The 17,748-nt window shown below is 72.0% G+C and carries 21 protein-coding genes and 1 tRNA gene; 9 read left to right on the top strand and 13 right to left on the bottom strand.

The features are described 5' to 3' along the window. The first annotated feature begins 41 nt into the window (after positions 1-41). Positions 42-650, top strand: a complete 609-nt coding sequence (locus OTB20_RS03120; RefSeq protein ID WP_267814989.1) for a TetR/AcrR family transcriptional regulator — start codon at positions 42-44, stop codon at positions 648-650. A gap of 7 nt (positions 651-657) precedes the next feature. On the opposite strand, the gene OTB20_RS03115 is transcribed toward OTB20_RS03120, so the two are convergent. After that, positions 658-1,794 carry an alkene reductase gene (locus OTB20_RS03115; RefSeq protein ID WP_267814988.1) on the bottom strand — a complete coding sequence of 379 codons (1,137 nt, stop codon included), beginning with the start codon at positions 1,792-1,794 and terminating at the stop codon, positions 658-660. Positions 1,795-1,856: 62 nt separating this feature from the next. On the opposite strand from OTB20_RS03115, the gene OTB20_RS03110 reads away from it, so the two are divergent. Further along, a complete protein-coding gene (locus OTB20_RS03110; protein ID WP_267814987.1) occupies positions 1,857-2,276 on the top strand; it encodes a MerR family transcriptional regulator in 420 nt (139 codons plus the stop codon). Here OTB20_RS03110 and OTB20_RS03105 read toward each other — a convergent pair. The 8 genes from OTB20_RS03105 to OTB20_RS03070 all read right to left on the bottom strand — a co-directional run bounded on the left by OTB20_RS03105 (position 2,273) and on the right by OTB20_RS03070 (position 8,182). Continuing rightward, entirely contained in the window at positions 2,273-2,908 is a 636-nt protein-coding gene (locus OTB20_RS03105; RefSeq protein ID WP_267814986.1) for an acetate uptake transporter, read from the bottom strand. The genes OTB20_RS03110 and OTB20_RS03105 overlap by 4 nt on opposite strands. A 92-nt stretch (positions 2,909-3,000) precedes the next feature. Then, on the bottom strand, positions 3,001-4,239 hold the full coding sequence (locus tag OTB20_RS03100; RefSeq protein WP_267814984.1) for an acyl-CoA dehydrogenase family protein: 1,239 nt from the start codon (positions 4,237-4,239) through the stop codon (positions 3,001-3,003). A 9-nt stretch (positions 4,240-4,248) separates the two neighbouring features. Continuing rightward, positions 4,249-5,343 carry a phosphotransferase family protein gene (locus OTB20_RS03095; RefSeq protein ID WP_267814983.1) on the bottom strand — a complete coding sequence of 365 codons (1,095 nt, stop codon included), beginning with the start codon at positions 5,341-5,343 and terminating at the stop codon, positions 4,249-4,251. Positions 5,344-5,481: 138 nt separating this feature from the next. Further along, on the bottom strand, positions 5,482-6,393 hold the full coding sequence (locus OTB20_RS03090) for an MBL fold metallo-hydrolase (protein ID WP_267814982.1): 912 nt from the start codon (positions 6,391-6,393) through the stop codon (positions 5,482-5,484). A 75-nt stretch (positions 6,394-6,468) separates the two neighbouring features. Beyond that, complete coding sequence (locus tag OTB20_RS03085; RefSeq protein ID WP_267814980.1) at positions 6,469-6,771, bottom strand: hypothetical protein; 303 nt, start codon at positions 6,769-6,771, stop codon at positions 6,469-6,471. Between the two features lie 100 nt (positions 6,772-6,871). Further along, positions 6,872-7,213, bottom strand: a complete 342-nt coding sequence (locus OTB20_RS03080; protein ID WP_267814979.1) for a DUF202 domain-containing protein — start codon at positions 7,211-7,213, stop codon at positions 6,872-6,874. Beyond that, positions 7,210-7,608 (bottom strand): YidH family protein, encoded by a 399-nt coding sequence (locus OTB20_RS03075; RefSeq protein WP_267814977.1) that lies wholly within the window; start codon positions 7,606-7,608, stop codon positions 7,210-7,212. The genes OTB20_RS03080 and OTB20_RS03075 overlap by 4 nt, the downstream gene beginning before the upstream one ends. A gap of 52 nt (positions 7,609-7,660) precedes the next feature. Then, entirely contained in the window at positions 7,661-8,182 is a 522-nt protein-coding gene (locus tag OTB20_RS03070; protein ID WP_267814975.1) for an NUDIX hydrolase, read from the bottom strand. 82 nt (positions 8,183-8,264) lie between these two features. Here OTB20_RS03070 and OTB20_RS03065 point away from each other — a divergent pair, with 82 nt between their 5' ends. Continuing rightward, complete coding sequence (locus OTB20_RS03065; RefSeq protein ID WP_267814974.1) at positions 8,265-9,920, top strand: FAD-binding dehydrogenase; 1,656 nt, start codon at positions 8,265-8,267, stop codon at positions 9,918-9,920. Positions 9,921-9,959: 39 nt separating this feature from the next. On the opposite strand, the gene OTB20_RS03060 is transcribed toward OTB20_RS03065, so the two are convergent. Continuing rightward, positions 9,960-10,397, bottom strand: a complete 438-nt coding sequence (locus tag OTB20_RS03060; RefSeq protein ID WP_267814973.1) for an ASCH domain-containing protein — start codon at positions 10,395-10,397, stop codon at positions 9,960-9,962. 263 nt (positions 10,398-10,660) lie between these two features. Here OTB20_RS03060 and OTB20_RS03055 point away from each other — a divergent pair, with 263 nt between their 5' ends. Beyond that, positions 10,661-11,608 carry a hypothetical protein gene (locus tag OTB20_RS03055; RefSeq protein ID WP_267814972.1) on the top strand — a complete coding sequence of 316 codons (948 nt, stop codon included), beginning with the start codon at positions 10,661-10,663 and terminating at the stop codon, positions 11,606-11,608. Positions 11,609-11,740: 132 nt separating this feature from the next. Beyond that, complete coding sequence (locus OTB20_RS03050) at positions 11,741-13,321, top strand: APC family permease (RefSeq protein ID WP_267814970.1); 1,581 nt, start codon at positions 11,741-11,743, stop codon at positions 13,319-13,321. 74 nt (positions 13,322-13,395) lie between these two features. On the opposite strand, the gene OTB20_RS03045 is transcribed toward OTB20_RS03050, so the two are convergent. Together OTB20_RS03045 and OTB20_RS03040 are read right to left on the bottom strand one after the other, a co-directional pair. Next, positions 13,396-13,755 (bottom strand): zinc ribbon domain-containing protein YjdM, encoded by a 360-nt coding sequence (locus OTB20_RS03045; protein ID WP_267814968.1) that lies wholly within the window; start codon positions 13,753-13,755, stop codon positions 13,396-13,398. Positions 13,756-13,839: 84 nt separating this feature from the next. Beyond that, positions 13,840-13,925: transfer RNA gene (locus OTB20_RS03040), tRNA-Leu, on the bottom strand. 168 nt (positions 13,926-14,093) lie between these two features. Between OTB20_RS03040 and OTB20_RS03035 the strand changes: the two genes are divergently transcribed. From OTB20_RS03035 to OTB20_RS42380, 3 genes are all read left to right on the top strand, one after another. After that, positions 14,094-15,419, top strand: coding sequence for a M20/M25/M40 family metallo-hydrolase (locus tag OTB20_RS03035; RefSeq protein WP_267759695.1), 1,326 nt, complete (start codon positions 14,094-14,096; stop codon positions 15,417-15,419). 169 nt (positions 15,420-15,588) lie between these two features. Beyond that, the gene (gene chpH, locus OTB20_RS03030) at positions 15,589-15,822 is read left to right on the top strand and encodes a chaplin ChpH (protein WP_267814966.1); all 234 of its coding nucleotides are present in this window, start codon (positions 15,589-15,591) and stop codon (positions 15,820-15,822) included. A gap of 172 nt (positions 15,823-15,994) precedes the next feature. Continuing rightward, on the top strand, positions 15,995-16,732 hold the full coding sequence (locus OTB20_RS42380) for a chaplin (RefSeq protein ID WP_324290325.1): 738 nt from the start codon (positions 15,995-15,997) through the stop codon (positions 16,730-16,732). A 40-nt stretch (positions 16,733-16,772) separates the two neighbouring features. Here the strand turns inward: OTB20_RS42380 and OTB20_RS03020 are convergent, their stop codons facing one another. Then, entirely contained in the window at positions 16,773-16,961 is a 189-nt protein-coding gene (locus OTB20_RS03020) for a DUF5703 family protein (protein WP_267759691.1), read from the bottom strand. A gap of 47 nt (positions 16,962-17,008) precedes the next feature. Between OTB20_RS03020 and OTB20_RS03015 the strand changes: the two genes are divergently transcribed. Next, positions 17,009-17,698, top strand: a complete 690-nt coding sequence (locus OTB20_RS03015) for a hypothetical protein (protein ID WP_267814964.1) — start codon at positions 17,009-17,011, stop codon at positions 17,696-17,698. Positions 17,699-17,748 lie beyond the last annotated feature (50 nt).

Raw genomic sequence — 17,748 nt, 5'->3', positions numbered from 1 at the left:
GGGACCGCACACGCGAGGACCAAGAAAAGGAGGCGGGAGCCATGGCCGCCAAGACCACGACGGAGACCGTCGGGGCGCACGAGGCCCCGGTACCGCAGCGGCTGCTGGCCGTCGCCACCAGGCTGTTCGCCGAGCGCGGCTACGACCGGACCTCGGTCCAGGAGATCGTCGAGGCCGCCGGAGTGACCAAGGGCGCGCTCTACCACTACTTCGGGTCCAAGGACGATCTGCTGCACGAGGTGTACGCGCGCATGCTGCGGCTCCAGCAGCAGCGGCTCGACGCGGTGGCCGGTTCCGACGCGCCGGTGGAGGAGCGGCTGCGCGCCGCGGCCGCCGACGTGGTGGTCACCACGATCGAGAACCTGGACGACGCGGCGATCTTCTTCCGCTCCATGCACCAGCTGAGCCCGGAGAAGTTCAAGCAGGTGCGGGCGGAGCGCCGGCGCTACCACGAGCGCTTCCGGGCACTGGTCGAGGAGGGCCAGCGCGCCGGGGTGTTCTCCGACGCCACCCCGGCCGACCTGGTGGTGGACTACCACTTCGGATCGGTCCACCACCTGTCGACCTGGTACCGCGAGGACGGCCCGATGACCCCCCAGCAGGTCGCCGACCACCTCGCGGACCTGCTCCTGCGGGCCCTGCGCCCGTAGCCGCCGATCACACCGACGCGGTAGCGAGCGCCGGGTAGTCGTTGTACCCCTCCGCCCCCTGTACGTGCATCAGGAACTCGGTGCGCATCTCGTTGAGCGGGGCGTCCGTCCGCAGCCGCTCCACGAAGTCGGGGTTGGCGAGGAAGCCCCGGCCCAGCGAGACCAGGTCGGCGCCCTCGGCCAGGAACCGTTCGGCGACGCTCTTGCCGCCGTCGGCCGCGAACTGCTCCCGGGAGAGCAGCTGGTTGGCGATCAGCGTGCCCGGCCAGGCCGCGCGGTGCTCCTGGAACCGGGGCCGCTCCCGGTCGGTGTAGATGGCGTGGAGGTAGACCGGGCGGATCTCCGCCAGGGCCGCCAGCAGCGCCGGGTAGATCGCCTCGGTGTCGCCCTCCTCGATGCCGTTGACGCCCACTCCGGGCGAGATCCGTACGCCGACCCGCTCCGGGCCGATGGCCTCGGCGACGGCCCGGACCACCTCGACGGTGAGCCGGATCCGGTTCTCCACGGGGCCGCCCCACTCGTCGGTGCGCAGGTTGGTGCCCTTCGCCAGGAACTGGTGGAGCAGGAAGCCGTTGGCGGCATGCACCTCCACTCCCGCGAAACCGGCCTCCACGGCATTGCGGGCGGCGGCCCGGAAGTCCGCGACGGTGGACCGGATGTCCTCGGCCGTCATGGCGCGGGGAGTGACGCCGTCCCGCGGCCCGCCGGGAGTCTGCAGCTGCTCGGGGAACCGTACGGCGGACGGAGCGAGCGGGACGTGCCCGCTGGTGTCGGGGTGGCCCACCCGGCCGCCGTGCTCGAGCTGGAGGAACATCTCCGCACCTGCGCCCAGGCCGTCGGCGCCGGCCCGTACCGCGTCGGTGACCTCCCGCCAGCCGGCGATCTGGGCCGGGGTGTGGATGCCGGGGATGTGTGGGTACGCCTGCCCCACGGCGCTCGGAGCGGTGCCCTCGGCGATGATCAGACCGGCCGTGGCGCGCTGCGCGTAGTGGACGGCCATCAGGTGTCCGGGGACTCCGTCGGCGTCCGCCCGGTGGCGGGTCAGGGGCGCCATCACCAGGCGGTTGGGGAGCTCGAGACCGCCGAGGGTGGCGGGCTCGAAGAGGCGGGAGACGGTGGGAAGGACCTGCTGTGTGTGCGTCATGCCCGTAACCTAAAACCTGACATCAGTGTCAGATTCAAGTCCTGGGACGGCGGGGGTGGGGCATGCGGATCGGTGAACTGGCGGCGCGCACCGGGGTCGGCGAGCGCTCGCTGCGCTACTACGAGCAGCAGGGACTGCTGGTCTCCGACCGGACCCCCGGCGGCCACCGCGACTTCGCGGAGCGGGCGGTGGACCGGGTCGTCCGGATCCAGGAGCTCTACGCGGCGGGCCTGAACAGCACGAAGATCGGGCAGGTCCTGCCCTGCATGCGAGATGCGGACGGCGGGCCGAACGTCCGGGCCACCCCCGCGCTCGTCGGCGAGCTGAAAGCGGAACGGGACCGGATCGACCGGCTGATCGCCGATCTGTTCCGGTCCCGCGAGGTGCTGGACGAGGTCATCGACGCGGCCGCGGGTCGCACCACCGAGCCGACGACCGCGACCGTGCCCGTGCCCGTGCCCGTGCCCGTCGAAAGGTCCTAGCCGAGCGGGGCGACGTCGCGGCCCCAGGTCTCCTTGGCCACGACGGCGAAGGAGATGTACCAGGCGACGCCCGCGGTGAGGAGGCCGAGGAAGCCTCCGGTGTGGCCGAGCGCCGTGCTCTGCGCCAGGTCGCCGAGCGCGAGGAAGAGGAAGGTCAGCGCCAGCGAGACGAAGAGCACGCGGTGCGCGACGTCCAGCTTCATGGCGGCGATCGACATGTACGCGGTGAAGATGAACCAGGCCACGAGGAACCAGCCGGTCGCCACGTGCGCCTGGTCGGCGGGCAGCGTCGGGACGACGAACTTCACGTAGGCGGCGAAGGACATCCAGAACGCGCCGTACGAGACGAACGCCGTGGTTCCGAAGGTGTTGCCGCGGCGGAACTCCAGCAGGCCCGCGACGAACTGCGCGAGGCCGCCGTAGAACAGCGCCAGCGGCAGCACGACGGCGCTGAGCGCGGCGTTCGAGATCAGCCCCGAGTTGAAGAGGCTGAGCACGAAGGTGGTGAGGGCGAACGCCGCCAGGCCGAGCGGGCCGGGATTGGCGACCTTGACCGCCGGAGCCGCGGACGCGGTTGCGGGGGCGACGGTGGCCGGGGTCGCCGGCGCCGGGGTCAGGGTGGAGCTAGACATGACGGTGGCCGCTTTCGGTTTGGGTGTATATCGAATATATCGGACCTTTCTGATGGTCTGGACCACTCCGGCGCGTACGCAGGTCTGCGATGTCAGCGGTACTGCTTGAGCTCCCGGTGTGCCAGCGAGCGCTGGTGCACCTCGTCCGGCCCGTCCGCCAGCCGCAGGGTGCGCGCCGCCGCCCACAGCTCGGCGAGCGGGAAGTCCTGGCTCACCCCGCCCGCGCCGTGCAGCTGCACCGCGTCGTCCAGGATCCGCACCACCGCACGCGGGGTCGCGATCTTGATGGCCTGGATCTCGGTGTGCGCGCCCCGGTTCCCGACCGTGTCCATCAGCCAGGCCGTCTTCAGCACCAGCAGCCGCAGCTGCTCCACGGTGACCCGGGCGTCCGCGATCCAGTTCTGTACGACGCCCTGCGCTGCCAGCTCCTTGCCGAAAGCGGTACGTCCCACCGCGCGCCGGCACATCAGCTCGATCGCCCGCTCCGCCATCCCGATGAGCCGCATGCAGTGGTGGATCCGCCCCGGCCCCAGCCGCGCCTGCGCGATGGCGAACCCGCCGCCCTCCTCGCCGATCAGGTTCCCCGCCGGTACCCGGGCCCCGTCGAAGACGACCTCGGCATGGCCGCCGTGGTCGTGGTCCTCGTACCCGTACACCGTCATCGCGCGCCGGATCTCGACGCCCGGAGTGTCCCGGGGGACCAGGACCATGGACTGCTGGCGGCGCGGGTCGGCGCCCCCGGGATCGGTCTTGCCCATCACGATGAAGACCTTGCAGTCCGGGTTCATGGCCCCGGAGATGAACCACTTGCGGCCCGTGATCACGTACTCGTCGCCGTCGGCGGAGCGCTCGATCCGGGTCTCGATGTTCGCGGCGTCGGAGGAGGCCACCTCGGGCTCGGTCATGGCGAAGGCGGACCGGATCTCCCCGGCCAGCAGCGGCTCCAGCCACTGCTTCTTCTGCTCCTCGCTCCCGAACTGGGCGAGCAGCTCCATGTTCCCGGTGTCCGGAGCCGCGCAGTTCGTCGCCATCGGCGCGAGGTGCGGACTGCGGCCGGTGATCTCGGCGAGCGGGGCGTACTGCAGGTTCGTCAGCCCGGCGCCGTGCCCGCCGCCGGGCAGGCCGTGCTGGTCCACGAAGAAGAGGTTCCACAGCCCCTGGCGGCGCGCCTCGGCCTTCAGTTCACCGAACACGGCCGGGGTGTCCCAGGGCGAGGCCAGCCGCGCGCGCTGCTCGGCGGCGACGGGCTCCGCCGGGTGGACGTACTCCTCCATGAACGTGAGGAGCCGTCCGCGCAGTTCCTCGGTCCGGGCGTCGAATGCGAAATCCATCAGGGTTCCTCAGCCTTCCTGGAGGGTGGTCAGACCGTGTTCGATGAAGACCGGGACCAGCTCGCCGATCCGGTCGAAGCCCGAGCCGACGGTCTGCCCGAGCGTGAAGCGGTAGTGGATGCCCTCGAGGATCACCGCGAGCTTGAACCAGGCGAAGGCCGTGTACCAGGCGACCTGGGAGGTGTCCCGGCCCGAGCGGGCCGCGTACCGCTCGATCAGCTCGGCGGGCGCCGGATGGCCGGGGGCCCCGCTGGTCGTGCTGACCGGGGAGTCCGTCAGACCCAGGTCGGAGCTGTACATCACCAGCAGCCCGAGGTCCGTCAGCGGATCGCCGAGCGTGGACATTTCCCAGTCCAGCACCGCCCGGATCCGGTCGGTGTCGGAGGCGTCCGTACCGGACGGGCCCGTACCGGACGGGGAGCTGCCGATCAGCACGTTGTCGAGCCGGAAGTCACCGTGCACCACCGTCGGTGCGGGGGAGTCGGGCAAGGTGCGACCGAGGGCGCCGTGCAGTTCGTCGATCCCGGCGAGCTCCCGCCCCCGGGAGGCCGCGAGCTGCTTGCCCCAGCGGCGCAGCTGGCGGTCCAGGAAGCCCTCGGGCCGGCCGAAATCGCCCAGGCCCACCGCCTCCGGGTCCACCGCGTGCAGGTCGACCAGGGTGTCCACCAGGCCCAGCACCACCCGCCGGGTCCGCTCGGGGCCGAGTGCGGCGAGCTGGCCGGCCGTCCGGAAAGGCACCCCGTCCACGTACTCCATCACGTAGAACGGCGCGCCCAGCACGGCCTCGTCCTCGCACAGCAGCAGCGGCTCGGGCACCGGCACCGCGGTGCCGTGCAGCGCCTCGATGACCCGGTGTTCGCGCCGCATGTCGTGCGCCGTGGCCAGTACGTGCCCCAGCGGAGGCCGGCGCACCACCCACCGGGAGCTGCCGTCGCCCACCTCGTACGTGAGGTTCGAGCGGCCGCCTTCGATCAGCCGGCCGGTCAGCGGCCCGGCCGCGAGGCCCGGCAGGGCCCGGTCGAGGTGACCGCGCAGCCGCTCCAGATCGAGGCCTCGCGGGCCGGAGGCGGCCGGGACGGGGCCTGGGCCCGGGTCTGAGGTCATGGTGCGCGCCTCCGTACGGAGTTGACGACGACGGAACGATCGTGACCCATCATGCCGACCAGTCGGTATGCCGTCCAGTGTGCGGGCCGAAGGCGCCTCGGGCGCGTGCGGTGCCGCAGGCCCGCCCGACCCGTCGGATCAGGCGTGGCAGAGGATCGGCGTCCCGCCGTTCATCACCGTCATGTCCCGCAGTACCGCCAGGATGTCCAGCGGTACCCCTTCGGGCTCCCCGGCCAGCTCCGCGTAGGCCCGGTGCAGATTGGCCACCAGCCGCTCGCTCTCCCGCCAGCCGGCGAACTCGCCGAGATCGGCCTGCCGGGCCGTCTCCAGCGGGGTCAGCCCCTTCGCGCGGCCCTCCCGGGCCAGCTCGGCCACGTACCGCAGGTAGCGCTCGGTGGCCACGTACGCGCCGGGATCCGTCAGCGGCCCGTGCCCCGGTACGACGGTCTCCGCCCCCAGCGAGCGCAGCAGCTCCAGCGCCCGCAGTGAACCGGCCAGCGAGCCCATCGCCAGGAAAGGCGTGCCCTCCGCGAAGACCAGGTCGCCGGTGAACACGATCCGCTGCTCCGGCAGCCACACGATGGAGTCGCCCGTGGTGTGCGCGACGCCCGGGTGGACGACCTGTACCTCGGTCTCCCCGACGTGCAGGGTGAGCCGGTCGCCGTACGTCAGATCGGGCGCGGTGATGTCCAGCGCGCCGAAGTCGGTCGCCGGCCAGATCAGCTCCAGCTGGCGCCCGGCGGAGATCTGCTCGGAGCGTGCGTTGTCGTGCCCCACGATCAGGGCCTGCGGCGCGAACACGCCGTTGCCGTAGGTGTGGTCCCCGTGGTGGTGGGTGTTGACCACCGTGCGGGGGAGGGGGGCCCCGACGGACAGGACCGCCGCGCGCAGGGCCAGCGCACGCCGCTCGGTGGCCGCCGTGTCGACGAGCAGCGTCCGGCCGCCGACGGTCAGGAAACCGGCGTTGTTCAGGCACCAGCCGCCGTCCGGCTGTACGTAGGCGTACACCCCGGGCGCGGGCTGGACGAGGTACGGCTCTTCGGCGGGCATCGGCGGCTCTCCCCGGGTCGCGGTGACGGACGCTCGGCATCCTGCCAGTCACGGCGGCCCGGGGGGAGGGCGCGGTCAGTGGTCGTCGTAGTGACCGTCGTGCTCCGCGTGCCGGTGCCCGTCGTGCAGGTAGTCGACGTGGTCTCCGTGCCGGACCGAGTCGTGCCCGCACTCCGTGCCGTGGGCGTGCTCGTGGGCGGTGTGCGGGGTGTGCCCGGCCGGCTCGCACTCGTCCCAGTGCCCGGAGTGCGCGCGGTGCAGATGGCCGTCGTGCGCGTAGTCGACGTGGTCGCCGTGCTCGACCACCCGGTGGCCGCATTCGGGGCCGTGGGCGTGGGCGTGCTCCTGCGCGGGGTGTTCCTGGTGCAGAGTCGTCATGACGCCGACGCTAGTGCGCGATGCCCTGGATCGCCCCTTATGTCCGCTGCGCGCCGGGGGTCGGCCACAAGGCGGACCATCGGACCATCGGATCGTCGCCTCAGACGATGACCGCCATCGCGAAGACGGCCAGCCCCACCGTGCACGCCGTCGCGGCCAGCGCCGCACGCGGTGAGAGCCCGGCCGGCCGCGCCGCCGCCAGCTGCCGCATCCGAAGGTGCGCGACCCACATGAACGCCGACCAGAGCAGCGCGATGACGGCCACACCCGCCAGCTCCACCGGCGAGCCGCGTCCGTGCAGGGCCTGACGCAGGGCCAGTACGGCCGTCACCACGCACGAGAGCGTCGTGCGCCGCCACGCGAGCCGGGTCCGTTCGGGCTGCAGCCCCGCGTCCCGGCCGCCGGGACCCTCGCGGTCGGCGGGGTCGGCCGAGATGCTCACCGCCCCGTCGTCCAGCCCAGCAGGACGACCACCACCATCGCCACCGCGACCAGACCCACCCCCAGGCTCAGCACCACCGGGAACCGGGACATCGGCAGGTCCTCACCGTGCCGCATGGCCCGTTCGCACCGCACCCAGTGGTTCACCGCGCGCAGCGCGCAGGCCGCGCCCACCGCGAGCAGCGCGAAGGCCATCCCCGCGCGCACCGCCCACCGCAGGTCGGGCAGGAACTGGTCCACGGCGAACCCACCGCCGACCAGGGCCAGGGCGGTCCTGATCCAGGCGAGGAAGGTCCGCTCGTTGGCCAGCGAGAAGCGGTAGTCGGGGGTCTCGCCCTCGTCCCTCACCCGAGCCGGCGCGAACCACAGCCGCACGTCCTTGACGAAGTCGATCACCCGCCCAATCTACTGGCCCGGCACGATCCGCACGATTCCGGAAAGAACTGCCTCAGCGGCCTCCCGGGCGGAACTCCAGCAGCCTGCGGTAGGCCTCCAGCCCGTCCGGGACCCACGGCCAGGAGCCGTCCGAGACCCGCTGCGCCACCTCCTCCTCGGGCAGCCACGCGTGCCAGGCCACCTCCGAGGCCTGCGGTCGGACCGGCAGCTCGCAGCGCACCTCGTGCACGTAGCTCCACCAGGCCCCGCCAGCACCCTCGTACAGGAACTTGAACAGCGGCTCGGGCTGCCCCAGCCCGCTCACCCCCAGCTCCTCCTCCGCCTCCCGCAGGGCCGCCCGGGCGTAGCTCTCGCCGGCGCCGACCACCCCGCCCACGAACATGTCGTAGTGCGAGGGGAAGACGAGCTTCGAATCCGTCCGCCGGTGCGTGAAGATCCGCCCCTGCCCGTCCCTGGCCAGTACGAACACGCAGCGGTGGACGAGCCCCGCCGCGTACACCTCGCCCCGTGGGGCGCGCCCCGTCACCCGGTCCTCCCGGTCCACCACGTCCAGTACCTCGTCGGCCGCGCCCATGAGCTGGTCCCTCCGCTCCTGTTGACTGGTTACCGCTCCGTAGCAAAGGATCGCCCCACCACCGACGGAGGACGGGTTTCGCATGACGTACGACGCAGACGTGATCGTGATCGGGGCCGGGCTCGCGGGCCTCGTGGCCACCGCCGAGCTCGTCGACGCCGGCCGCAGGGTCATCCTTCTGGACCAGGAGCCCGAACAGTCCCTCGGCGGCCAGGCCCACTGGTCCTTCGGCGGCCTGTTCTTCGTCGACTCGCCCGAGCAGCGCCGCATGCGGATCAAGGACACCCGCGAGCTGGCCCTCCAGGACTGGGCGGGCACCGCCGGCTTCGACCGCGAGGAGGACGCCTGGCCGCGCCGCTGGGCCGAGGCCTACGTGGACTTCGCGGCCGACGAGAAGCGCCCCTGGCTGCACGCCCAGGGCGTCCGCTTCTTCCCTGTCGTCGGCTGGGCGGAGCGCGGCGGCTACGACGCGAACGGCCACGGCAACTCCGTCCCCCGCTTCCACATCACCTGGGGCACCGGCCCCGGCCTGGTGGAGCCCTTCGAGCGCCGCGTACGGGCCGGGGTGGCCCGGGGGCTGGTCCAGCTGCGGTTCCGCCACCGGGTCACCGGGCTCACCCGCACCGCGGGCACCCTCGACACCGTGACCGGCGAGGTCCTGTCCCCCTCCGACGCCGTACGGGGCACCGCGAGCGGCCGCGAGGCCACCGGGGAGTTCTCCCTGCGGGCCCAGGCCGTGATCGTGACCAGCGGCGGCATCGGCGGCAACCACGACCTCGTACGGGCCCAGTGGCCGGCCCGGCTCGCCGCCCCGCCCGCACGGATGCTCTCCGGGGTCCCGGCCCACGTGGACGGCCTGATGCTGGGCATCGCGGAGGGGGCGGGCGCGAGCCACATCAACAAGGACCGGATGTGGCACTACACCGAGGGCATCGAGAACTGGAACCCGATCTGGTCCAAGCACGGCATCCGCATCCTGCCCGGCCCGTCCTCGCTCTGGCTGGACGCCACCGGCAAGCGGCTGCCCGTACCGCTCTTCCCCGGCTTCGACACCCTCGGCACCCTCGACCACATCATGAAGACGGGCCACGACCACACCTGGTTCGTCCTCAACCAGCGCATCATCGGCAAGGAGTTCGGGCTCTCGGGCTCCGAGCAGAACCCGGACCTGACGGGCAAGTCGGTCCGCGGGGTCATCGACCGGGCGCGCCAGGCCGTCCCCGGACCGGTGAAGGCCTTCATGGACAACGGCGCCGACTTCGTGGTCGAGAAGGACCTCTCCGCCCTGGTGCGCGGCATGAACGCCATCACCAAGGACGGACTCCTCGACGAGGAGACGGTCCGGCGTGAAATCGTCGCCCGGGACCGGGAGATCGCCAACCCGTTCACCAAGGACCTCCAGGTCACGGCGATCCACGGGGCCCGCAAGTACCTCGGCGACAAACTGATCCGCACCGCCGCCCCGCACCGGATCCTGGACCCCGCGGCGGGCCCGCTGATCGCCGTCCGGCTGTCCATCCTGACCCGCAAGTCCCTGGGCGGCCTGGAGACCGACCTCTCCTCCCGCGTCCTGACCGCCACGGGCGAACCCCTGCCGGGCCTCTACGCGGCGGGCGAGGCGGCCGGCTTCGGCGGCGGCGGCGTCCACGGCTACCGGGCCCTGGAGGGCACCTTCCTCGGCGGCTGCATCTTCTCGGGCCGCGCCGCCGGCCGCGCGGCGGCCGCGGCCGTCTCCTGACCGGGCTCCCGCCCCGGCCCGGCCGCCCGGGCCCCTGCCCTACGGCGCGGGCACGGGCAGCCGGGTCACCAGGCGGAACCGCTCCGCCACCACCGGGGTGTCGTCGTCGACCGTGAACTGCGGGTCGCCGATGACCTCCCGCATCTGGGGGCCGTGCCAGAACCCCTCGCGGGCGGATCGCCATTCGGCCACTGACGCGAATCCCTCGCCCTCGTCCAGTGCGTGGCGCAGTCCCACGTCCGCCAGCCGCAGCACCCGTACGTCCGTCACCTCCAGGACGCCCACCGGACGTCCGGCGGAGTCCAGGACCGCCATCAGCTCACCCACCACCGGCAGCGGGTCCCCGCAGGCCTCGTAGTCGGCGAGGACCGCGGTCGTCGTGGTCTTGGCGCCACTCAGTACGGCCTCAACCAGCTGGTCCCGCAGGGGTCCCGGGAAGGCGAACTCGACGGGCGGGAGGTTCTCGTAGGCGGTCACGGACACCACCCTACGATCCTGCGCGCACCGCGGCCCGGCGCCCGGCGGCGCACCGTCCCCGTGCCGTCCCCGTGCCGTCCCCGTACTGTCCGCGTACCGTCTGTGAAACGGAGGAACCCTACCAACTCACTCCTCCGATAGACCAGTTGAAACAGGCCACGCAGTGGATCGGACCTTGACGCGGAGCTGCGCCTACCGCTTTGCTGTGCGTGATCTTCCAGCCACACCGTCCAACCGCCCGCGTCCTGGAGGGAAACCCGCGGATGTCGCCCCCTCCGCCGCCCCTCGGCCGCGCCCGCAAGCGGGACGCCCAGCTCTTCGACCCCGCCCTGTGCGACGCGGAACTCGTCGACGTGCGCGCCCAGTTCACCCAGGGCCGCTGGGCCAAGGCCCGCACCCTCCTCGTCACCACCGGCGACGACTGGGACCGCCGGGGCCACCGCCTCGTCGTCCTCGCCGAAACCCCGGCCGCGACCGCGTGGGCGCGCGAATGGCTCCTCGCCGAACCGGAGAGCGCCGACGCCGTCACCCTCCTCGCCTGCGCGGCCGTCTTCGGCGCCCTGCGCCGCAAGGGCACCCCCGAGGCCGCCGAGGAAGCCTGCCGCCGGGCCGCGGCCCTGCTCCCGGCCGACCCGACGCCCTGGCTCGGACTGCTGCTCCTGACCCGCGCCTTCGGCACCGAAGAGGAGTTCAGCCGCCACTTCGACCAGGTCAGGGCCCGCCACCGCGAACACCACCACGCCCACCACCTGATGGTCTCCCGGCTGGCCGAGCGGGCACCCGCGTCCGGCCGCGACCCGCTCCACGAGGTCTACGACTTCGCCGCCTGGGCTGCCGAGGAGTCCCCGGCCGACTCCCCGCTCGCCGTCCTCCCCGTCATCGCCCACGCCGAGCGCTACCGCGTGCTCGCCGCCGGACAGGGCCACAGCCGCGACGCCGGAGCCGAGCACTGGTCCGGCCGCCGCGCCCGCCAGGTGCTGCGCTCCGCCTTCGACTGGTGGCTGGAGTGGGAGCGCGAGGACCACCCCCGCAACAGGGTCGACCTCAACTTCCTCGCCCACGCCAAGCTCTGCGAGGGCCGCCCCGCCGAGGCGGCCGCCCTCTTCCAGCGCATCGGCAGCCACGCCACCCCGGCCCCCTGGTCCTACCCGGACCTCGACCCGCACAAGGCCTTCCTCGCCGCACGCAGCGCCGCACTCGGCACCGCCTGAGCCCCGCCCGGCCAGAACCGCCCGGCCAGACCCCCAGCCAAAACCGCTCAGCCCGTCCCGCTCAGCCAGCTCGTAGCCAGTCCCGCTCAGCAAGAACCCCGCCCAGTCCCCGCCCCGAAAGGACACCCCGCCATGCCGACGGGCAGATCCACCACGGTCAAAGACCCGGCCGACCGCGCCGAGATCCGTACGTACAAGGGCCAGGACCGCGCCCTGCGCGCCGACCGCCTCGGCACCGCCGGCCTGCTGCTCTCCGTACTCGCCGCGAGCGCGCCCCTGATGGTCGTCGCGGGTGTCATGCCCACCACCTTCGGGGTCATGGGCATCGTCGGACAGCCCCTGCTGTTCGTGATCCTCGGCGCCGTCCTCGCCCTCTTCAGCGTCGGCTACGCCGAGATGAGCCGGCACGTCCACAACGCCGGCGCCTTCTACGCCTACATCGCGCGCGGACTCGGTCCCACCGCCGGCGCCGGTGCCTCGCTCGTCGCCCTCGTCGCCTACAGCGCCATGCAGGTCGGCGTCTACGGCATCCTCGGCTTCGAGATCTCCGGCCTCTTCGCCACCTACCTCGACACCGAACTCGCCTGGTGGATACCGGCCCTGGCCGCCGTCGCCCTCACCGGCGCGCTCGGCTGGCTGAAGATCGACCTCAACGCGAAGGTCCTCGGCGTCCTCCTGCTCATCGAGGTCGTCCTCGTCGTCATCTTCGACGCCGCCGCCCTCGGCGATCCCGGCCCCGCCGGCCTCTCCCTCCACGCCTTCAACCCGGAGACCCTCACCGGCGCCGGCCTCGGCACCGCCCTGTGCTTCTGCATCGCCGCCTTCGTCGGCTTCGAGCAGTCCCCTGTGTACGCCGAGGAGACCAGCAAGCCGCACATCGTCGTCTCCCGGGTGATGTTCCTCGCCGTCGGCTTCGTCGCCCTCTTCTTCGCCTTCAGCGCCTGGGCCCTCACCGTCGCCACCGGCCCCGGCGAGGTGGTCAAGGCCTCCGCCGAGGCCGGCCCCGGGCTGCTCTTCCAGCTCACCGAGAGCCGCCTGGGCGGCGCCTTCACCGACGCCCTGCACATCCTGTTCGTGACCGGCATGTTCGCGGCGATGCTCAGCTTCCACAACGTCGTCTCCCGCTACGCCTTCGCCATGGGCCGCGAGGGCCTGCTCCCGGCCGCCTTCGGCCGCACGAACGCGGGTACCGGCGCCCCCGGCACCGGCTCGCTCCTGCAGACCGCGATCTCCGTCGTGGTCGTCCTGGCCTTCGCGTTCACCGACGACACGCCGGCCGGCGACCCCACCGCGCCCGTCCTGCACCTGTTCACCTGGATGGGCAGCGTCGGCGCCCTGGGCGTGACCCTCCTGATGGCCACCGCCTCTTTCGCGGTCATCGCCTTCTTCGTCCGCCGCGGCACCGCCGGCGCCCAGGTCTGGCGCCTCGCCGCCGCGGGCCTCGCCGGGATCGCCCTGCTCGCCATCGCCGTCTACACGGTCAAGGACTTCGGCGTCCTGGTCGGCGCCGAGGAAGGCTCCGTGCTCAGCTGGGCCCTGCCCGGCATCATCGCCGCCGCCGCCGTGGTGGGCCTGGCGTACGGCCTCTTCCTGCGCTCCACCCGCCCCGAGGTCCACGCCCGCATCGGCCTGGGCAACGAGGCCTTCCGCCTCGACCAGGCGGCCGAGTCGGCCGACACCGCCGAGGCCTCCGTGCCCCAGCCGCGCGGCTGACCCGTACCGGGCACACGAAGGAGGGGCCCCGCCGCGGCGGGGCCCCTCCTTCGTGTGCCCGGTACGGGACGGGGTCAGGCCTTCTTGACCACGCTCGACTTCAGCTGCATCGCGCCGAAGCCGTCGATCTTGCAGTCGATGTCGTGCCCGTCGACCCCGTCGACAAGGCGGATGTTGCGCACCTTGGTGCCGGCCTTGATTCCCGACGGGCTGCCCTTGACCTTGAGCGCCTTGGCCACCGTCACGGTATCGCCGTCGCTGAGCACATTGCCCACGGCGTCCTTCACGACCCGCTCCCCGGAGCCCGACGCGGCCTGCGCTCCGTCTTCGGCGGGCACCCACTCGTGACCGCACTCGGGGCACACCACGAGCGCGTTCACCTCGTAGGTGTACGCGCAGGAACATTTGGGACAAGGGGGAAGATTCTCATTCACTTCCCCAGAATATCTCCAGCGGGAACTCGCCCGCCCCGCCCCTCGCAAAACGCAGAAAACCCCACGCGAAGTGGGGTTTTCGTTTGGTGTCCGAGGGGGGACTTGAACCCCCACGCCCCGAAGGGCACTAGCACCTCAAGCTAGCGCGTCTGCCATTCCGCCACCCGGACAAGGTGTCTGTCTCGCGCCCCTCGCGGGCCGTTCCGACGTGGAAAACATTACCAAACATTCCAGGGTCATCGATCACACCCCCCGGCGGCCGGGGATCGCCCTTGGGCGAAGCGGCCCGGGGCGCGAGGATGGAGGCAGTTCGGTACTGATCAGTGGGAGGAAGCAGCGTGAGCGAATCGGGCGCGGGCAGGAAAGTCTCCGGCGAGGACGAGGTCGTCGACCTCTGCCGGGACCTCATCCGGATCGACACCAGCAACTACGGGGACCACTCCGGCCCCGGCGAGCGCAAGGCGGCCGAGTGGGTCGCCGAGCAGCTCGCCGAGGTCGGGCTGGAGCCGCAGATCTTCGAATCGCACAAGGGGCGCGCCTCGACCGTGGCGCGGATCGAGGGCGAGGACCCCTCGCGGCCGGCGCTGCTGATCCACGGGCACACCGACGTGGTCCCGGCCAACGCCGCGGACTGGACCTACGACCCCTTCGCGGGCGAGATCGCCGACGGCTGCGTGTGGGGCCGCGGCGCGGTCGACATGAAGGACATGGACGCGATGACGCTGGCCGTCGTGCGCGACCGCATGCGCAGCGGCCGCAAGCCCCCGCGCGACATCGTGCTGGCCTTCCTCGCCGACGAGGAGGCCGGCGGCATCTACGGCGCCCGGCACCTCGTCGACAAGCACCCCGGGCTGTTCGAGGGGGTCACCGAGGCGATCGGCGAGGTCGGCGGCTTCTCCTTCACCGTCAACGAGAACCTGCGGCTGTACCTGGTGGAGACCGCCCAGAAGGGCATGCACTGGATGCGGCTCACGGTCGAGGGCACCGCCGGCCACGGGTCCATGACCAACAACGACAACGCCATCACGGAGCTCTGCGAGGCCGTGGGGCGGCTGGGCCGCCACACGTGGCCGGTACGCGTCACCAAGACCGTACGGAGCTTCCTGGACGAGCTCTCGGACGCGCTGGGCACCCCGCTCGACCCGGACGACATGGACGCCACGCTCGCCAAGCTCGGCGGCATCGCCAAGATGGTCGGCGCGACCCTGCGCAACTCGGCCGCTCCGACCATGCTCGGCGCCGGCTACAAGGTCAACGTCATCCCCGGCCAGGCCACCGCCCACGTCGACGGCCGCTTCCTGCCGGGCTACGAGGACGAGTTCTTCGCCGACCTCGACCGGATCCTCGGCCCGCGCGTGAAGCGGGAGGACGTCCACGCGGACAAGGCGCTGGAGACGGACTTCGACGGCAAGCTCGTGGACGCCATGCAGACGGCCCTCAAGGCGCACGACCCGATCGCGCACGCGGTCCCGTACATGCTCTCCGGCGGTACGGACGCCAAGTCCTTCGACGACCTCGGCATCCGCTGCTTCGGCTTCGCGCCGCTGCAGCTTCCGCCGGAGCTGGACTTCGCCGGGATGTTCCACGGGGTCGACGAGCGGGTGCCCGTGGAGGGCCTGAAGTTCGGTGTGCGGGTGCTCGACCGGTTCATCGACGAGTCCTGAGACGGGCCGGGCGCGGAACCGGGCGTAGCTAACGCCGCGGAATCGGGAGGGTGTGCGGATTCCACTGAGAAGAGTGAATGCGCTCATACGCTCGTAGCCCCGGTGATCCCTCCTCGTTACAAGTGGTGCGGTCCGCGGCTGGGACCGCACTTGCCTACTAGGAGGAACAATGCTCAAGAAGGTTGTCGCTGCTGCGGCTGCTACCGGTGGTCTGGTTCTCGCGGGAGCGGGTCTGGCTGTCGCCGACGCTGGTGCCCAGGGTGCGGCCATCGGCTCCCCCGGTGTTGCGTCCGGCAACGTCATCCAGGTCCCGGTCCACGTTCCCGTGAACGTCTGCGGTAACACGGTCTCCGTGATCGGCCTGCTGAACCCGGCCTTCGGCAACACCTGCGTCAACGCCTGACGTTTCTGAAGTTCTCGGCCCCGGAGCGCATTCCAGCGCTCCGGGGCTGCCGGGCTTTACGGGCCCGATGACGATCTTTCGGCGTACCAGGCGGGGGAGCCTGTGCGGCCAGTGCGCCGACCGGGCGTGCACGTGCGCGTGCACGACGCACACAACAGGGGACGAAGTACAGATGCGACGACAGGTACAGGTCACCGGCAAGAAGACCTTGATCACCATGGCAGCCGCGGGGGGTCTGATCGCGCTCGGAGGGGGTCACGCCCACGCGGACTCCGGCGCCTCCGGCCAGGCCGCGCACTCACCGGGGCTGCTGTCCGGGAACGCCCTCCAGGCACCCGTGGACGTGCCGGTGCAAGCCTGCGGGAACACGGTGACGGTGGTGGGGGCCCTCAATCCGGCCTTCGGGAACCGCTGCGCGAACCTCCCGGGCCGACCCGGACACCCGCAGCACCCGAACCACCCCGAGCACCCGGGCAACCCGGGCAACCCGCACGAACCGTGCGACGAGGACACCGGCCCGGACCACCCGGAACACCCGGGCGGTCCGGGCGACCATGGAAACCCTGGTGGCCCCGGTGACCACGGGAACCCGGGTGGTCCGGGTGACCACGGGAACCCGGGCGGTCCCGGTGACCACGGCAATCCCGGCGGTCCGGGTACCGGGCAGCCCGGGACTCCCAACGGCCCTGGGACCAGCCCCGGTACTGGCCCCGGTACGGGCCCCGGCACCGGAGCGGTGACTCCGGTGACGCACCCCGCCCAGGGGACCGGTACTGGTACTGGTTCAACCCCGGCCGGGGCGCTGGCCGCGACCGGCTCCGGTGACGTGCTCACCGCCGGAGTGCCCTTGGCGGCGGCCATGCTGCTGGCCGGCGCCGTGCTCTACCGCCGGGCGCGCAGCGCGGCCTGAGGGTTCCTCATGACGCGGGCCCCGCCCCCCGGGGCTCGCGTCACCAGGTCGCGCGGACCTGTCGGATGATCCGGCGGCGCAGTCGCACGCGGCGACTGCCGTCCCGAAACAGTGTCAGCCGGTCGAGCTCCCAATGCCCGTACTCGGCGTGTTCGGTCAGCAGGCGGGTCGTTTCCTGACGTGGAACCCCGCGGGGCACGTACAAGTCGACAAATTCGTATTCCGGCATCGCATCTATTGTGCCGCGAGAGCCCCGCTACGGATAGCGTCTGCACTATGTCTGATGCCGCTCTGCCCACTGTTGCCGAGGTACGCGCCGCCGCCGAGGCGGTCAAGGCCGCGCTCGACCGTCACCTCGCCGCGGTCGAGAGCAGGATCGGGGACGATGATCCGGACGTCTACGCCGCGTTCAACGAACTCGCCGCCGCCGCCGAGGAGTACGACGAGCTCCTCTACGACCGCCACGACGAGGTCACCCCGTTCGAGATTCCCAGTCCCGAGGACGGGCTCCCGTACACCGGCCCCGCCGAACCCGCCGCCTTCAGCGTGCTCATCCGCCGTGACTACGCCGTCGTCGAACCGGCGCGCCTGATCGCCCAGGCCGAACGTGTCGTCGCGCACGACCGCGAGGCGGAACTCGGCCACGACGGCGGCACCGCCGAGGCGCTCGGCGTGCTCTTCGGCGAGTACGAGCCGGACGAAATCGCCTCCCGTGCCAAGGACTTCGGGCTGGAAGAGGGTGATTCCACGCTGTGGATCGCCGCTTCGGAGGACGTCGCGGAACCGGGGGAGTGGCTGGGTTCGCCCTTCACACACATCGATCCGCAGGACGTGATGCACCGGTTCGACGTCAGTTCGGTCTTCGATGAGGACGAGGACGACGACGAGGACGACGACGCGGACGACGACGCGGACGAGGCGGAAGCCGGGGCCGAGCCGGCCGAGCGGGGTCTGACCACCGCCTGACCCCGGCCCGCCCGACTCCTCGTACGGAACACACCGCGGCCCCCGCCCCG

Origin of the sequence: Streptomyces sp. H27-H1, from assembly GCF_026627445.1 — a bacterium.
Classification (GTDB): domain Bacteria; phylum Actinomycetota; class Actinomycetes; order Streptomycetales; family Streptomycetaceae; genus Streptomyces.
Note: the sequence above shows the minus strand (reverse complement) of the source record. Positions and strands in the feature narration are given on the sequence as shown.

Excerpts from the sequence above, each read along its gene's own strand:
- OTB20_RS03095 (WP_267814983.1), bottom strand. The coding sequence starts at position 5,343 with ATGACCTCAGACCCGGGCCCAGGCCCCGTCCCGGCCGCCTCCGGCCCG.
- OTB20_RS03065 (WP_267814974.1), top strand. The coding sequence starts at position 8,265 with ATGACGTACGACGCAGACGTGATCGTGATCGGGGCCGGGCTCGCGGGC.
- OTB20_RS03110 (WP_267814987.1), top strand. The coding sequence starts at position 1,857 with ATGCGGATCGGTGAACTGGCGGCGCGCACCGGGGTCGGCGAGCGCTCG.
- OTB20_RS03070 (WP_267814975.1), bottom strand. The coding sequence starts at position 8,182 with ATGGGCGCGGCCGACGAGGTACTGGACGTGGTGGACCGGGAGGACCGG.
- OTB20_RS03090 (WP_267814982.1), bottom strand. The coding sequence starts at position 6,393 with ATGCCCGCCGAAGAGCCGTACCTCGTCCAGCCCGCGCCCGGGGTGTAC.
- OTB20_RS03055 (WP_267814972.1), top strand. The coding sequence starts at position 10,661 with ATGTCGCCCCCTCCGCCGCCCCTCGGCCGCGCCCGCAAGCGGGACGCC.
- OTB20_RS03015 (WP_267814964.1), top strand. The coding sequence starts at position 17,009 with ATGTCTGATGCCGCTCTGCCCACTGTTGCCGAGGTACGCGCCGCCGCC.
- chpH (WP_267814966.1), top strand. The coding sequence starts at position 15,589 with ATGCTCAAGAAGGTTGTCGCTGCTGCGGCTGCTACCGGTGGTCTGGTT.
- OTB20_RS03115 (WP_267814988.1), bottom strand. The coding sequence starts at position 1,794 with ATGACGCACACACAGCAGGTCCTTCCCACCGTCTCCCGCCTCTTCGAG.
- OTB20_RS03050 (WP_267814970.1), top strand. The coding sequence starts at position 11,741 with ATGCCGACGGGCAGATCCACCACGGTCAAAGACCCGGCCGACCGCGCC.
- OTB20_RS03020 (WP_267759691.1), bottom strand. The coding sequence starts at position 16,961 with ATGCCGGAATACGAATTTGTCGACTTGTACGTGCCCCGCGGGGTTCCA.
- OTB20_RS03120 (WP_267814989.1), top strand. The coding sequence starts at position 42 with ATGGCCGCCAAGACCACGACGGAGACCGTCGGGGCGCACGAGGCCCCG.
- OTB20_RS03105 (WP_267814986.1), bottom strand. The coding sequence starts at position 2,908 with ATGTCTAGCTCCACCCTGACCCCGGCGCCGGCGACCCCGGCCACCGTC.
- OTB20_RS42380 (WP_324290325.1), top strand. The coding sequence starts at position 15,995 with ATGCGACGACAGGTACAGGTCACCGGCAAGAAGACCTTGATCACCATG.
- OTB20_RS03100 (WP_267814984.1), bottom strand. The coding sequence starts at position 4,239 with ATGGATTTCGCATTCGACGCCCGGACCGAGGAACTGCGCGGACGGCTC.
- OTB20_RS03085 (WP_267814980.1), bottom strand. The coding sequence starts at position 6,771 with ATGACGACTCTGCACCAGGAACACCCCGCGCAGGAGCACGCCCACGCC.